The following is a 13,294-nucleotide window of genomic DNA, read 5'->3' on the forward strand; positions in this document are numbered from 1 at the left end:
CCGGGCGTTGCCTTCTAGGGGGGCGACGGCGCGTTGTGCTCAGGTTCATCGGGTATTTCAGGCTAATCGGCGGTTGATCAAATCTGCAGGCTGAACCTGGCCAGCCAGACTTCCGGTTCCGTGCGAAAGCCCTGCGGCTGGGTGAGGCTGCGTTGGTAATCCAGGTCGACTTGGAGTTTTTTCCAGGCCAGGTTGAGGCCCAGGCTGGCAGCGCTCAGGTGCCGACTCTGGGCGCCGTGCTCGGCTTTGATCCAGCCGTTGTCCAGGCCCAGGCGTGGAGTGAACTTCACTGGCAGGCCGCTGTTGAGCGGCAGGCGCAGGGTGTTGCGCCACACCGCGCCGATGGCGCCGGAGGCACTGTTGAGGCGGTAGCCGCGCACCGCCGAATCGTCGGTGCCCAGCAGTTGTTCGATGGCCGGTAGCGGGTCCGGGCTGTACTGCGCCGAGAGCTGGCTCTGCCACTGCCAGTGCTGGCTGCCCCACTGGCCGTTGCGCCACTGGCTGAGGCCGGCGCGGTACTTGCGAAACTGCGCCTGGGGCAGGTTGCGTTGCACCTGCTGCGAGTCGCGGTCGGCGCCGAACCAGGTCAGGCCCTGGGCGTAATTGATATCCAGGTTCCACACCGCGCTGTTGAGCCAGAACAGGTTGAGCCCGGCCTCGGCCACGGTCAGGGTCGGGCTCTGGATCTGCAAATGGGCCTTTTGCAGGTAGCTGTCCACGTCCTTGTAGGCCAGTTGCAGGTTGGCGCTGAGCTGGTGGCTCTGGTCGCGCCACAGCACCCGGTCGGCGCGGCCGCTGACCATGTCGGTGCGGCCGCTGTTGTACAGGGTGGTTCGGGCCAGCTTCAGCGGCGCGCGGTATTCGGCGTGGCTGGCGAACAGGCTGTAGGTCCAGTAACCGTAGGGCACCGAGTAGAACAGGCTGCTGCTGCGGCTGTAGCGCGGGCCGTGGTTGAGGGTGTCGCTGTAGTTCAGGTTCAGCGCGTCGTTGATCTGCAATGGGCTGTCGAGATTGAGGTTGATCGACTGCCGGTCGCGGCCGGTGCCGGCGCTGCCGAGGTTATCCACACCCAGGCCGAGGCCCCAGCGCGCGGCGCTGCTGCGCGAACGCAGGATGATCCGTGAGGCGCCGGGCTGGCTACCTGGGGCGATATCGGCGGTCAGGTCCAGAGAGCGCAGGCGGTTCAGTTGATCCAGGCCTTGTTCCAGGTCCCGCAGGTACAGCGGCTTGCCGAGCATGCCTGGGAAGGCCCCACCCAGGGACACCGGCAGGCGTTGGTCGGCCAGTTCGACGGCTTCGACGTAGCCTTCCTCTACCAGAATATCCAGGCTGTGCCCGGCGGCCGGTGTGCTGGCCAGGTACGGGCGGCTGGCAATGTAGCCAGCCTCGACATAGAGGCGAGTGATGGCCGCCAGCAGTTGGTTGATCTGATTGACCCCCATGCACGGCGCCACATACGGCTTGATGGCGTCATTGAGCCTGGCCTTGCTGAACAGGCTGACACCGCCGATACGCGTGCCGCTCAGAGGCCAGCAGCGCTCGTCGCTGGTGGGCTGCTGTGGCAGGTCGGGGCTGGCCGGGGTGCTGCTGAAGCTGCCGCGCTGCATCTGCCGCTGGCGCTGTTCCAGTTGCAGTTGTTGCAGGTCGCGTTGCTGTTGCTGCTGCAGTCGCAGGGCTTCCTGGCCCGGTTGCACGTCGGCCAGGGTCAGGGCCGGGGTCAGGCAGATCAGGCCCAACAACAATCCCAGGCACCCATTGCCCATAGGGGCGAGAAGGGGGGCGGTGCGTGATGAATAGGGCACTTGGCATCCTTACTGTAAAAAGACCAAGTGACGAACAACAGAAAAGCCGATCGTTGAGGCTCAACTAGTGACGTCGCTTTAAGTTCTGCACGGTGAATATGAGGTGCCGTCGATCGCTATATCGGTGGCCTATCTTCAAGTGCTCGCGAGTGACAATTCCTGAGTGAGAGCCGGGTGCTTCAATCTAAAATCAGGTATGACAAAAGGGTTGAGTGAGTTGCAGTGCAAACGTTACAGCGCGGTGTGAAATTAGTTTTTCCGGGGGTGATCAGCGGGGAAATATCTTGTTGAAATCGAGATTATCCGAAACTAAAAACTCGATTTGTACGTAAATTGTAAATGCATAGAAGGCTAACAAAAATTCCTGGCGGCCTTGATTGGCAAGGGGTTCAGGGGATTCGTGAAAATCTGCAAAGGTAGGATGTTTGGTTGGCTCAAGAACAGCTGTGCGATTTTGTGAACACCGCGCTCCCCACGCTGAGCGTTTACGGCTAGTTGCTCTTTCTATCTGAGTAGTTGCTCTAGTCTTGTTGTTCGTTAATTAAAGTTATGTTGCTCGGGGAATGCCTTAGATCCGGACTCTTGAATGACACGCCCGGAATATCGAGTGTTTTTCGTTGTGCTGCTTTATATTCGGTGTTTGTCGGCCGCTGTTGCGGCGGCCCGACTAGGGGAATCCCTTAGTTGCGGATAGGAGGTTGCCGGTCATATCAAGTGCCTGGTGCGGCCACCAGGCACTTGAGGGGCTAGGGTCATTGCGGGCTCGAACGCCCGGTCATTTCCCGGGCCATTTCACTGGCGTAGCTGTCGGTCATGCCAGCGATGAAGTCGATCATGCGCAGGAACGAGGTGTGCAGCGGCCAATTCGGGTCCGGCGCGTTGTTGCCCAGCAGATCGAGAATCCGCCGGTTCTTGAACGACGGCGTCTTGCCGCCGTGCTGCTCCAGTGCTGCGCCGCAGAACGAGTTCAGCAGGATCTCCAGGGTGGTGTAGGCGCCGATCTCGTGCAGGGTCTTGCGCTTGTCCTGGAAGATCTTGCGCCGTGCCACGTCCTTGGCATTGAGCACGCAGCGCTTGGCCGGGCCATGCATGTGCTCCACTAGGTCGCCCTGCAGGGTGCCGGCCAGCAGGGCGTCGTGCTGGGCGACAAAGGCCCGGGCGGCGGCGTTGGTCAGGTGCTCGATGGCCTTGCCCCGCAGGATCGCCAGGCGGCGCCGGCGCGAATCACCCGGGCCTAGCTGGCGATAGGTTTCCGGCAGGTCGTCGCCCACCAGCCCCAACAGCAGGGACTCGACTTCGGCGTACTCCAAGAGGTCCATCTCTAACCCGTCTTCCAGGTCGATCAGGGCATAGCAGATGTCGTCCGCGGCTTCCATCAGGTACACCAGCGGATGCCGGGCCCAGCGCTGCTCTTCCAGCTGCGGCAGGCCGAGCTTGTGGGCGATCTGTTCCAGCAGCGGCAATTCGCTTTGGTAGCAGCCGAACTTGTGCTTCTTGTAGCCCAGGGAGTCGGCGTGGCGTGCAGTCCAGGGGTACTTGAGGTAGGTGCCGAGGGTGGCGTAGGTCAGCCGGGTGCCGCCATCGAATTGGTGATATTCGAGCTGGGTCAGGACCCGGAAACCCTGGGCATTGCCTTCGAAATTGAGGAAGTCCTGGCGTTCAGCCTCGCTCATCGCGTCCAGCCAGCCACGCCCGGCGGCCTGCTGGAACCAGTGGCGGATGGCGTCTTCGCCGGAATGGCCGAAGGGTGGGTTGCCGATGTCGTGGGCCAGGCAGGCCGACTGCACGATCATCCCCAGGTCGCTGGGTTCGCACCAGTCGGGCAGGGCGTCGCGCAAGGTTTCGCCGACGCGCATGCCCAGGGAGCGACCGACGCAACTGACCTCCAGGGAGTGGGTCAGGCGAGTGTGGATATGGTCGTTGCTGGACACCGGGTGCACCTGGGTCTTGCGCCCCAGGCGGCGAAAGGCGCCGGAGAAGATGATGCGGTCGTGGTCTTTGTGGAAAGGGCTACGGCCGAGTTCTTCCGGGCTGTGCACTGGCTTTGCGAGGCGTTCGCGGTTGAGCAGGGTCTGCCAATCCAAGGCGGGGTCTCTCCGAAAAAAACTGAAGGGCAGAGCTTCCGGGTTCCCGGGCGTGCCCGCAAGGGGGGTGAGGGGCTGGACTGCAAGTAATTGCGTCGTTGTTGGGCGGTCGGCCACGGCTATAAACCGGCTGCATCGATATCGATCAACAGCAGGCGCTGGCCGTTGTCGAAGAATTGCCCAGCGGTCAGGCAGTACTGGTTGCTGGTGGCGTCGCGGTAGGTGTTGGACAGGGTCAGGCGCCGCTCTTCCCAGCCTTCGGCGAGCAGGTGATAGAAGTAAGGGCGCCAGGACCAGTTGTGCCCGACGTAGCGGCTGTCGGCGTGCCAGTTGTTGTCGCGCCATTCCACGTTCGGCGTCAGTTGGGTGCCGTGGCGGTCGCATTGATAAAAGCGCAGCAGCCAGGGAAACACCTCGATGCGGGGCAATTGGCTGATGGGGGCTTGGGCCTGAGCCCAGGCTTGCAGCAGGTTCATCAGTTCGGCCAGTTGCAGACGCATGCGCATCAGCCGGTTACGCTCGTCGAGCTTGTGCCTGACGTAGCGCTCGCGGAGCTTGGCGAAGGGGTGTACGAAGGTGTCGCTGGTGAACAACCGTTCCTCGGCCCGGGCAAACAGGAAACCCTGCACGTAACGCGAGCCGCACTCCAGGGCGAAATCCAGTTCGGCCTCGGTTTCCACGCCTTCGGCGATGATCCAGCAGCCGGTCTTTTCCGCCATCTGTGCCAGGGCCTTGACCACGTCGCTGCTGGGCCCGCCCCGAGCGGCAGCCTGGAACAGGCGCATGTCCAGCTTGAGGATGTCCGGTTGCAGCGCCAGCACCCGGTCCAGTTGTGAGTAACCGGCGCCGAAGTCGTCGATGGCGATTCGCGCCCCCGCCTGGCGGTAGCGCGCCACCACCTCGGTCAGGCGTTGGCTGTTACCCCCCAGCTCGGTGATCTCGAACACGATGCGCCGCGGATCGACCTCGTTTTGCTGCAACTGTTTGAGGCTGGGCAATGGCTGCCCTGGCCGCAACCGACTGATCCAGCGTGGGGAAATGTTCAAGCTCAGGAACCAGTCCGCCGGGGCTTCGTGGAAACGGCGCAAAGCATCGTCGCGGACCAGGCGATCAAGACGGCGCAAGGCGCTGGTAGGGGTTCGGGGATCGGCGAATAGCGGTCCCACCGATGCCAGCTGCCCATTGTCCTGGCGCAGGCGGCCCAGAGCTTCGACTCCGGCGATGCGCCCGGTAGCGGTATCGATGAATGGCTGGAAGCAGGCGAGCGGTTGCCCGTCGATCACAGGGCCTCCTTATAAGCGTCTTGTTGGTAGGGGGCTGCGGCTGTCGGGTAGGCAGACAGGCGTCCAGGCTGGGTGAGCACTGCCGCGCTCAGCAATACGGCGCTTTCCCCATCCTGGGTCGGCCCCCTGGTATAGGGGCCGATCCGGGTTGCTTAGCAAGAATGCAGCCAGTTCAGCCGTTGCCGCTTGCAGGCGGTTGCTGATGCTCGCTCAGGGTTTGCGCGAGGTGCCCTGCATGACCATTTTGATCAGCGGTAACAGGCTGGTGCCCAGGCGCACCAGCCGGGTGAGGCTGCTGACACCACCGCTCTTGGTGCCCTTACCGGTGATGAACCCCAACAGGGTGACCACCGCCACGCCCCAGAGCGGCGCGTGTTTGATGCCAAGGCCGTCCTGCCAGCTTTGCCCGAGGCTGCGGACCCGTTGCAGGGGCTGCAGCAACTGCTGAGATTCGTGGCGGATTTCCTGGCGGTGCATTTCCATGCGCAAGCGGACCAGGACTTTGCGCATTTCCTGGCGCGAGGTGTTCTGCGGGAGTTCGGGCAACTTCATGGCAGCAGGCGCTCCCGATCATTGGCCAGCTCTTCGAGCGTGGCGTTGAAGGGCGAGGACTCATCGAAGATCGCCGCCTTGAGGCGCAAACCGCAGAAGATCGCCGCCAGGGCGTAGAACACGCACAGACCGATGATCCCGGGCAGGCGATAGCTGTCCCACAGCAGGATCAATACCAGGGCTGATAGGCCCACCAGCAACAGCAGGGCGAACACCAGTGCCAGGCCGGCGAACAGCAGCAGGCTCACGGTACGTGCCTTTTGCTCCTGTAACTCGATGCCGAAGAGTTCGATGTGGCTGTGCAACAAGCCCAGGACCGCGGCCCCCAAGCGCCGCGAAGAAGCGCTTGGGCCGCTGCCGGACGCAGAGGATTCACCAGCCATATCAGCGCCGCGTTGCCAGGAGGCCGATGAGAAAGCCCACCCCGGCGGCGATCCCGACGGATTGCCAAGGGTTGCTCTGTACATAGTCTTCTGCGGCGGTGACGGCGGCCTGGCTGCGCTGGCGCAGGGAATCCTCGGTCAGTTGCAGGGTTTCCCGGGCCTTGAGCAGGCTGTCATGGATCTTTTCGCGCAGCTCGTCGGCTTGATCGCCGGCCAGGGTTGCGGTGTGTTCCAGCAGACGCTCCGTGTCGGTGACCAAAGCCTGAAAATCCGCCATCAGTACTTCTTGAGCCGTCTTTGCCGTTTTGCTGGCCATGGTTGTTTCTCCGTTAGTGACGTGTGTGAGCTATGAGTGTGAGCCTCAAGTGAAGGTTCACTCTAGTTGCCTGGTACAGCTTTTGCTTTGTCCTGGTGCGCGGGGGCTGATGCCTGCGCTGAAAACGAGCGAGGGGGGCGGTGCAGACCGCGTAAACCCTGGCCGAAAAAATCATAACCTCAGTCCATTCACTGCCACGTCGCTGCGCGCTCCGGTGTTGTGCGCCAAAACGGTTCACCGAATGCGCGCAATGGCAGCGCAGGGTGCCAACTTGGTGCGCATTGGATGCGGTACGTGAGGGCCCATTTCGGATCTGCCTATTCCATGGAAAATCTGCAAAGCGCTGTGGACACCCTGGTCCACGGTTCCAACACCCTGTTCATCCTGATCGGGGCGGTCATGGTCCTGGCCATGCACGCCGGTTTTGCCTTCCTTGAAGTAGGCACGGTCCGGCAGAAGAATCAGGTCAATGCGCTGTCGAAAATCCTCAGCGACTTCGCGGTCTCGACCTTGGCCTATTTCTTTATAGGCTATTGGATCTCCTACGGTGTGAGCTTCTTGCAGCCTGCGGCGGTGATCAGTGCCGATCACGGTTACAGCCTGGTGAAGTTCTTCTTTCTCTTAACCTTCGCCGCGGCGATCCCGGCGATTATTTCCGGCGGCATTGCCGAGCGCGCGCGTTTTGTACCGCAGTTGTGTGCCACGGTGTTGATCGTGGCCTTCGTCTACCCATTCTTCGAGGGGCTGGTATGGAACGGCAACTTTGGGGTGCAAGCCTGGTTGCAGCGGCACTTTGGCGCCGGCTTCCATGACTTTGCCGGTTCCGTGGTGGTGCACGCCATGGGCGGCTGGCTGGCGCTGGCGGCGGTGCTGTTGCTGGGGCCGCGCAATGGCCGTTATCGCGACGGCAAGCTGGTGGCGTTCGCGCCGTCGAGCATTCCCTTTCTGGCCCTGGGCTCGTGGATTCTGATTGTCGGCTGGTTCGGTTTCAACGTGATGAGTGCTCAGACCCTGCAGGGGCTGAGCGGCCTGGTTGCGGTGAACTCGTTGATGGCCATGGTCGGCGGCACCGTGGCGGCGTTGATCGTCGGGCGCAATGACCCAGGCTTCCTGCACAACGGACCGCTGGCAGGGCTGGTGGCGATCTGCGCCGGTTCGGACCTGATGCATCCGGTGGGGGCCTTGTTGACCGGGGCGATTGCCGGGGCTTTGTTCGTCTGGTGCTTCATTGCGGCCCAGAGCCGGTGGAAGATCGACGACGTGCTCGGAGTCTGGCCGCTGCATGGCCTGTGTGGCGTGTGGGGTGGTATCGCCTGTGGGATTTTCGGCCAGAGCACCCTTGGTGGGTTGGGTGGCGTAAGCCTGATCAGTCAACTGATCGGTACCGGGCTTGGGGTCGCGGTGGCGCTGTTGGGCGGTTTTGCTGTGTATGGCGCGATCAAGGCCAGCTACGGTTTGCGCTTGACCCAGGAGCAGGAGTACTACGGCGCCGATCTGTCGTTGCATAAGATCGGCGCGGTGAGTCAGGACTGAGGTGGCGCAGGGCGGTTTCAACCGCCCTGCAAGCGTGCTTCGCAGGCCTCGATCGATGCCTGGGAGCCGGACACCAGCACCCGGTCGCCGGCTTGCAGGCGTGGAGCAGGGCTAAGGGGCAGTTCCTCGCCATGGCGTTGCACCCCGCGTACCTCCACGTCCAGTGTTTCCAGCCCCAACTCGTCCAACGCTCGGTTACAGGCGTAGGCATCGGCGTCGAGCATCACCGCATGCAGCTGTACGGCGGGCGGTTCGCGGTTGTCCTGCGTATCGTTTTGGGCACCGTGATAGAAACCGTGTAGCAGGCGATAGCGGCTCTGCCGCACTTCGTCCACGGTGCTCTGCACCCGCAGTTCCGGTAGCCCGAGCATGATCAATGCGTGAGACGCGAGCATCAGGCTCGACTCCAGCAGCTCGGGCACCACTTCATTGGCTCCGGCGGCCTTGAGCTCCGCCAACTGGCTGTCATCCCGGGTGCGCACCAGCACCGGTACGTTGTTGTCCAGGCGCCGCGCGGCCTTGAGCACCGCCAGCGCGATATCAGATTTATCCACCGCGATCACCAACAGCCGTGCCCGCTCCAGACCGACCGCGGCCAGCAGGTCGCCCCGCCGGCAGTCGCCGTAGTGCACGCAGCTTTCTGCCGCCGAGGCCTCCTGGACCCGCACCGGATCGTCGTCCAGAGCGATGTAGGGCAATTGCTCGTGGCGCAAGAATCGGCCAATGGACTGGCCGACCCGGCCATACCCACAGATCAGTACATGCCCCTGCAATTGAGCGTTCTGCGCGCTGATTTCCTCCAACTGTGCGGCCTGGTTGGGCTTGCGGTGCAGCCTGGCGGTGATCAGCGGCGCGGCGCGCAGCAACAACGGAGTCAGCAACATGGAACTGAACGTGGCGGCCAGTAGCAGGCTGCTGATGTGCGGGGGAATCATATGGCTGAGTAGCATCTGCGCCATCAGGGCGAAGCAGAACTCACCGCCCTGGGCCAGCGCCAGGCCGCTGCGCCAGGCCGTCTCGCCGTCGCTGCCGCGCAGCTTGAGCAGGCCGGCGACCACGCTGCCCTTGATCAGCAGCAGGGCCAGGGTCAGGCCAAGGATCAACAGGGTGTGATCGATGAACAGTTGCAGGTCGATGAGCATGCCGATGCTGACGAAGAACAGCCCTAGGAGAATGTCGCGAAACGGGCGGATGTCGGCCTCGATCTGGTGCCGGTAATGGCTTTCACCCAGCAACATGCCGGCAAGGAAGGCGCCCAGGGCCGGTGACAGGCCCAACAGGTGGGTGAGCCAGGCAGTCAGCAGGACGATCACCAGGGCCAGCAGCACGAACAACTCGGCGGAATGAGAGGCGGCAACCTCATGGAATAGCCGGGGCAGTAGCCAGCGACTGGCCAACAGCAGGCCGACGAACAACACCAGGGTCTTGCCCAGGGTCGCAGGCAGGGTCCAGTACCAGGCGTGGTCGCTGTTGCCCGCGAACACCGGGACCAGCGTCAATAAAAGTACCGCCACTAGGTCCTGAAACAGCAGCACGCCAATAGCGTTCTGCCCATGGCTGCTGAAGATCTCGCCAAGACTGCTCAGTTCCTTGCTGACAATGGCGGTGGAGGACAACGCCAGACCGGTGCCCAGCAGCAGCGCGGAAGTCAGTGACATACCGCACAAGGCCAGCAGTGCGCCGAGGATCAGGCCGCTGCATAGCACTTGCAGGCTGCCCAGGCCAAACACGACGCGGCGCAGGGCAAGGATCTTCGACAGGGAGAACTCCAGGCCCAGGGAAAACAACAGAAACACCACCCCCAGTTCGGCCAGATCGGGCAGGTCTTCACTGTCGTTGACCCAATCCAGAGCGGTGGGGCCAATCATCAACCCAACAGATAGATAGCCCAGCACTGGCGGTAGGCTCAGGCGCCGGAACAGCGCGATAACCACCAGTGAGGAGGCGAGAATGATCAATAGATTGGCAAACAACGGGTCTCTCCGGACAAGGGGCGTGCAAGGCAAAGCCTAGAGGCAAAAGGCGGTGAGGATGACCCGGGTGGCGGAAAGCGACGCTGATTCAAGTCATTATTTTTCGAGAATGTCTCATATTTATCGGGGCTTCGTGGGGCGATGAATGCATGGAGAAAGTCTGCGTTCGGACTGGGCTTTTTGAGCCATGGGCCTAAAATAATTGCCTAGTCTTTTTACGGTTGCCCTGTCATGCCCCCTGAATGCCAATTGTTCGGTACCCTTGGGTGCCATCTGTGTGAACTGGCCGAGGCCGAGCTGATGCCGCTGGTGGAGCACGGCCTGATGGTCGAGCTGGTGGACATCGCCGAAAGCCAGGAACTCTTCGACACCTACGGCCTGCTCATTCCGGTGTTGCGTCGGGTGGACACTGGTGCCGAGTTGGGTTGGCCCTTCGATGCCGAGCAGGTGGTGGCGTTTTTACGCTGAGGGCCGGTTCGTCTCCATCCGTCGCTGGCCGGTGGAATTCATTGGCGAGATCCGCTGATTCGGTTACTGTATGCATATACAGCTTCCAAGGAGTCTCGCCATGTCTCTCACCTTCCTGACCGATGTCGAACGCTCACAACCGTTGCCAGCCCGTTTCCTGGATCTGGGCGACAGCGACTGTACTTCATCGGCCTGTGTCCCCAGTGGCAGTGGTTTTTCCCTGGATCGAACCCTGGGGCTGGGAGCGCCACAGATCCACGGTTTGCTAGTGGACGACGACAACTTGCTGGGGTTCGGCATCTATCCCGGGGATCGGCTGATTGTCGATCGCTCGGCCACCCCCGTAGTCGACCAGTACCTCGTCGTGCGGCCCCAGGGCGCTCATGAGTACTCGCTGCGCCTGCTGGCGCCCGATCCTCGTGGCGGCTTGCTGCTCAAGGCGGCCCGGCCTTCAATTCCCTCCCTTGTTCTGGATGACCCGGGCTCGATCGAGATCTGGGGCGTGGTGTTGTGGGTGGTCAGTTATGTGGGACGCAAGCAACCCTGATGGCTGTGGCGCACGCTTCAAACCGTTAAAGGAATAGATGATGGTCAATGTCGAACAACTAAAAAACAGCGTGAACAGCATGTCCACCGATGTGCTCCGTGAGGCGGTGCTGGAGTTGCGCTTGGATGGACTGGTCACCGAAGGCAAGACACCGTTCAACAAGTTGCACTTCAATACCTGTTTTGCCGAAATCGAGGCCTTATTCCAGCGTGCGGGTTATCACCGGCAGTTGGACGTGGTGGGTTATCAGGGGCTGCTTTATGCACTTTACGATCCGGGGCGTTGGGAACCGGTGGATGTTCTGCGTTGGCTCAAGGCGTTCACCGAGGCGGCAGCCGAGGCCAGACAGGCGTGTGTTTGAAGCCCGGGAAACTGATCCTAGGTTCCTGGTGAACGCTGTTGGATAATGCCGTCTTGCCCTGATCCATCGAGCTTTTGTATGCCTTCTGCGAGTTTCTCTGCTGCACAACATCAGGCCAGTACCTTGTACCTGCCTCCCGGTTCCTGGCCGACGGTGCTGGATTGCCTGTGCGATCACTTCAAGGCGATCAGCCGCGAACAATGGCTGGATCGTATCGCTCGTGGTCGGGTGTTGGATGGGCAGGGCCACCCCATCAGCCGTGAGCTGGCTTATCGCGAAGGCCTGCGGATCCACTATTTTCGTGAGGTGCCGGACGAGAAGGTCATCCCGGTCCAGGAGACGATCCTGCATGCCGACGAGCATCTGGTGGTGGCGGACAAGCCGCACTTTCTACCGGTGACGCCTGCGGGTGAATACGTCGAGCAGACTTTGCTACGGCGTCTGATCCGGCGTCTGGATAACCCGCATCTGGTGCCGTTGCACCGGATCGACCGGCACACGGCGGGGTTGGTTCTGTTTTCCGCCCACCCGGACAGCCGCTCGGCCTATCAGGCACTATTTCCCACTCGGCAGATCGAGAAGCGCTACGAGGCTATTGCAGGTGCCTTGCCGCATCTGCATTTTCCACGGGTGCATAAAAGTCGGCTGGTGGACGGTGAGCCGTTCTTCCGTATGCAGGAGGGGGAAGGCCCGAGCAATACCGAAACCGTCATCGAGGTCAGGGAAAAAAGCGTGGATCGATGGCGCTACGCCTTGTTTCCGGTGACCGGCAAAAAGCATCAACTACGGGTGCACATGAGTGCGCTGGGTGCGGCGATCTGTAATGACCCGTTCTATCCCGAGGTGCTCAGGGAGGCCGAAGACGACTATGGAAACCCCCTGAAACTGCTGGCGCAGGGCTTGCGCTTCATCGACCCGCTGACAGGACAGCTGCGTGAGTTCGAAAGTCGTATCAGCTTGCAGTGGTAGCTAGCCACGCGCCCTAAACAATAAAACCCGCACTAGGCGGGTTTTATTGTTTAGGGCGCTATGGCCGTCGGGCCTACAGCTCTTTGACGGTACGCACCTGGTCTTTGTTGATGCGAGTTTGTTTACCGTCCAGTTGTTCAAACTCGTAGAAGCCGGAGTCTTTGTCGTAGGTAGGGGTATCGACGGCCTGGATTTCGCGACCGTCATTCAAGGTGATCACTGTCGGCGAAGCGCAACCGGCAAGCGTGGCCAGGCCCAGTGCGAGCATGAGAGTGGCGAGGGTCCGTTGAGTCATTTTGTGTCTCCGAAATGAGTACTTTTGAATGCTGTTCTTCTGACGTATACAACGTCTGCAAGTTCCTTGGGCAGTGACATTCTGCCGCGTTGTCGGGTAGATCGTAGGCGTTCAAGGCGGTAGATGGGAGCGCTGTGATATAACACCGGGCTGTTCCTACTGCCCCTGGACCGAGCCTATGAAAGCCAAGGCTGATGTGCCTTTTGCCTCACTGAATATTGCGGTGTTGACTGTCAGCGACACCCGCACCCTGGAAACCGACACCTCCGGACAAGTCTTTGTCGAGCGCTTGAGCGCCGCGGGCCACCGCCTGGCCGCACGGGTCTTGCTCAAGGACGACCTGTACAAGATTCGCGCCCAGGTTGCCACCTGGATTGCCGATGAGGTGGTGCAGGTGGTGTTGATCACAGGCGGTACCGGTTTTACCAGCCGTGACAGTACTCCGGAAGCGGTTGCCTGCCTGCTGGACAAGCAGGTCGATGGCTTCGGCGAACTGTTCCGACAGGTCTCGGTCGCGGACATTGGCACTTCCACTGTGCAGTCCCGAGCGCTGGCCGGCTTGGCCAATGGCACTCTGGTGTGCTGCCTGCCGGGTTCCACCAACGCTGTGCGCACCGGTTGGGACGCAATCCTCGCCGAACAGTTGGACTCGCGGCATCGGCCCTGCAATTTCGTTCCTCATTTGAAACAGGCGGTGCCGTGTGAATCCCGTGGGTAAGCCGGGCAAG

At 61.5% G+C, this 13,294-nt stretch carries 14 protein-coding genes; 6 read left to right on the forward strand and 8 right to left on the reverse strand.

The window, feature by feature from the left end; translation table 11 throughout:
• Positions 1-77: 77 nt before the first annotated feature.
• The 6 genes from PLD_RS09635 to PLD_RS09660 all read right to left on the reverse strand — a co-directional run bounded on the left by PLD_RS09635 (position 78) and on the right by PLD_RS09660 (position 6,420).
• Positions 78-1,802, reverse strand: coding sequence for a ShlB/FhaC/HecB family hemolysin secretion/activation protein (locus tag PLD_RS09635; protein WP_371928976.1), 1,725 nt, complete (start codon positions 1,800-1,802; stop codon positions 78-80).
• A gap of 752 nt (positions 1,803-2,554) precedes the next feature.
• Entirely contained in the window at positions 2,555-3,886 is a 1,332-nt protein-coding gene (locus tag PLD_RS09640; protein WP_159892062.1) for a deoxyguanosinetriphosphate triphosphohydrolase, read from the reverse strand.
• 119 nt (positions 3,887-4,005) lie between these two features.
• Complete coding sequence (locus tag PLD_RS09645) at positions 4,006-5,169, reverse strand: EAL domain-containing protein (protein ID WP_159892064.1); 1,164 nt, start codon at positions 5,167-5,169, stop codon at positions 4,006-4,008.
• A 210-nt stretch (positions 5,170-5,379) separates the two neighbouring features.
• On the reverse strand, positions 5,380-5,721 hold the full coding sequence (locus PLD_RS09650) for a hypothetical protein (protein WP_159892066.1): 342 nt from the start codon (positions 5,719-5,721) through the stop codon (positions 5,380-5,382).
• Complete coding sequence (locus PLD_RS09655) at positions 5,718-6,104, reverse strand: phage holin family protein (protein ID WP_159892068.1); 387 nt, start codon at positions 6,102-6,104, stop codon at positions 5,718-5,720. Before PLD_RS09655 ends, PLD_RS09650 begins: the two co-directional genes overlap by 4 nt.
• 1 nt (position 6,105) lies before the next feature.
• A complete protein-coding gene (locus tag PLD_RS09660) occupies positions 6,106-6,420 on the reverse strand; it encodes a YqjD family protein (protein WP_159892070.1) in 315 nt (104 codons plus the stop codon).
• A gap of 324 nt (positions 6,421-6,744) precedes the next feature.
• Between PLD_RS09660 and PLD_RS09665 the strand changes: the two genes are divergently transcribed.
• Positions 6,745-7,953, forward strand: a complete 1,209-nt coding sequence (locus PLD_RS09665; RefSeq protein WP_159892072.1) for an ammonium transporter — start codon at positions 6,745-6,747, stop codon at positions 7,951-7,953.
• Positions 7,954-7,970: 17 nt separating this feature from the next.
• On the opposite strand, the gene PLD_RS09670 is transcribed toward PLD_RS09665, so the two are convergent.
• Positions 7,971-9,926 carry a monovalent cation:proton antiporter family protein gene (locus tag PLD_RS09670; RefSeq protein WP_159892074.1) on the reverse strand — a complete coding sequence of 652 codons (1,956 nt, stop codon included), beginning with the start codon at positions 9,924-9,926 and terminating at the stop codon, positions 7,971-7,973.
• A gap of 231 nt (positions 9,927-10,157) precedes the next feature.
• On the opposite strand from PLD_RS09670, the gene PLD_RS09675 reads away from it, so the two are divergent.
• From PLD_RS09675 to PLD_RS09690, 4 genes are all read left to right on the forward strand, one after another.
• Positions 10,158-10,394 (forward strand): glutaredoxin family protein, encoded by a 237-nt coding sequence (locus tag PLD_RS09675; RefSeq protein ID WP_159892076.1) that lies wholly within the window; start codon positions 10,158-10,160, stop codon positions 10,392-10,394.
• Between the two features lie 100 nt (positions 10,395-10,494).
• Positions 10,495-10,941, forward strand: coding sequence for a S24 family peptidase (locus PLD_RS09680; RefSeq protein ID WP_159892078.1), 447 nt, complete (start codon positions 10,495-10,497; stop codon positions 10,939-10,941).
• Positions 10,942-10,981: 40 nt separating this feature from the next.
• Positions 10,982-11,302 (forward strand): transcriptional regulator, encoded by a 321-nt coding sequence (locus PLD_RS09685; RefSeq protein ID WP_159893460.1) that lies wholly within the window; start codon positions 10,982-10,984, stop codon positions 11,300-11,302.
• A gap of 78 nt (positions 11,303-11,380) precedes the next feature.
• Complete coding sequence (locus PLD_RS09690; RefSeq protein ID WP_159892080.1) at positions 11,381-12,271, forward strand: pseudouridine synthase; 891 nt, start codon at positions 11,381-11,383, stop codon at positions 12,269-12,271.
• Positions 12,272-12,344: 73 nt separating this feature from the next.
• Here PLD_RS09690 and PLD_RS09695 read toward each other — a convergent pair whose 3' ends face one another.
• On the reverse strand, positions 12,345-12,566 hold the full coding sequence (locus PLD_RS09695) for a YgdI/YgdR family lipoprotein (protein ID WP_159892082.1): 222 nt from the start codon (positions 12,564-12,566) through the stop codon (positions 12,345-12,347).
• A gap of 178 nt (positions 12,567-12,744) precedes the next feature.
• Here PLD_RS09695 and moaB point away from each other — a divergent pair, with 178 nt between their 5' ends.
• Positions 12,745-13,284: a molybdenum cofactor biosynthesis protein B gene (gene moaB / locus PLD_RS09700; RefSeq protein ID WP_159892084.1), complete on the forward strand. Its 540-nt coding sequence runs from the start codon at positions 12,745-12,747 to the stop codon at positions 13,282-13,284.
• Positions 13,285-13,294 lie beyond the last annotated feature (10 nt).

Source organism: Pseudomonas sp. LD120, from assembly GCF_009861525.1.
Classification (GTDB): domain Bacteria; phylum Pseudomonadota; class Gammaproteobacteria; order Pseudomonadales; family Pseudomonadaceae; genus Aquipseudomonas.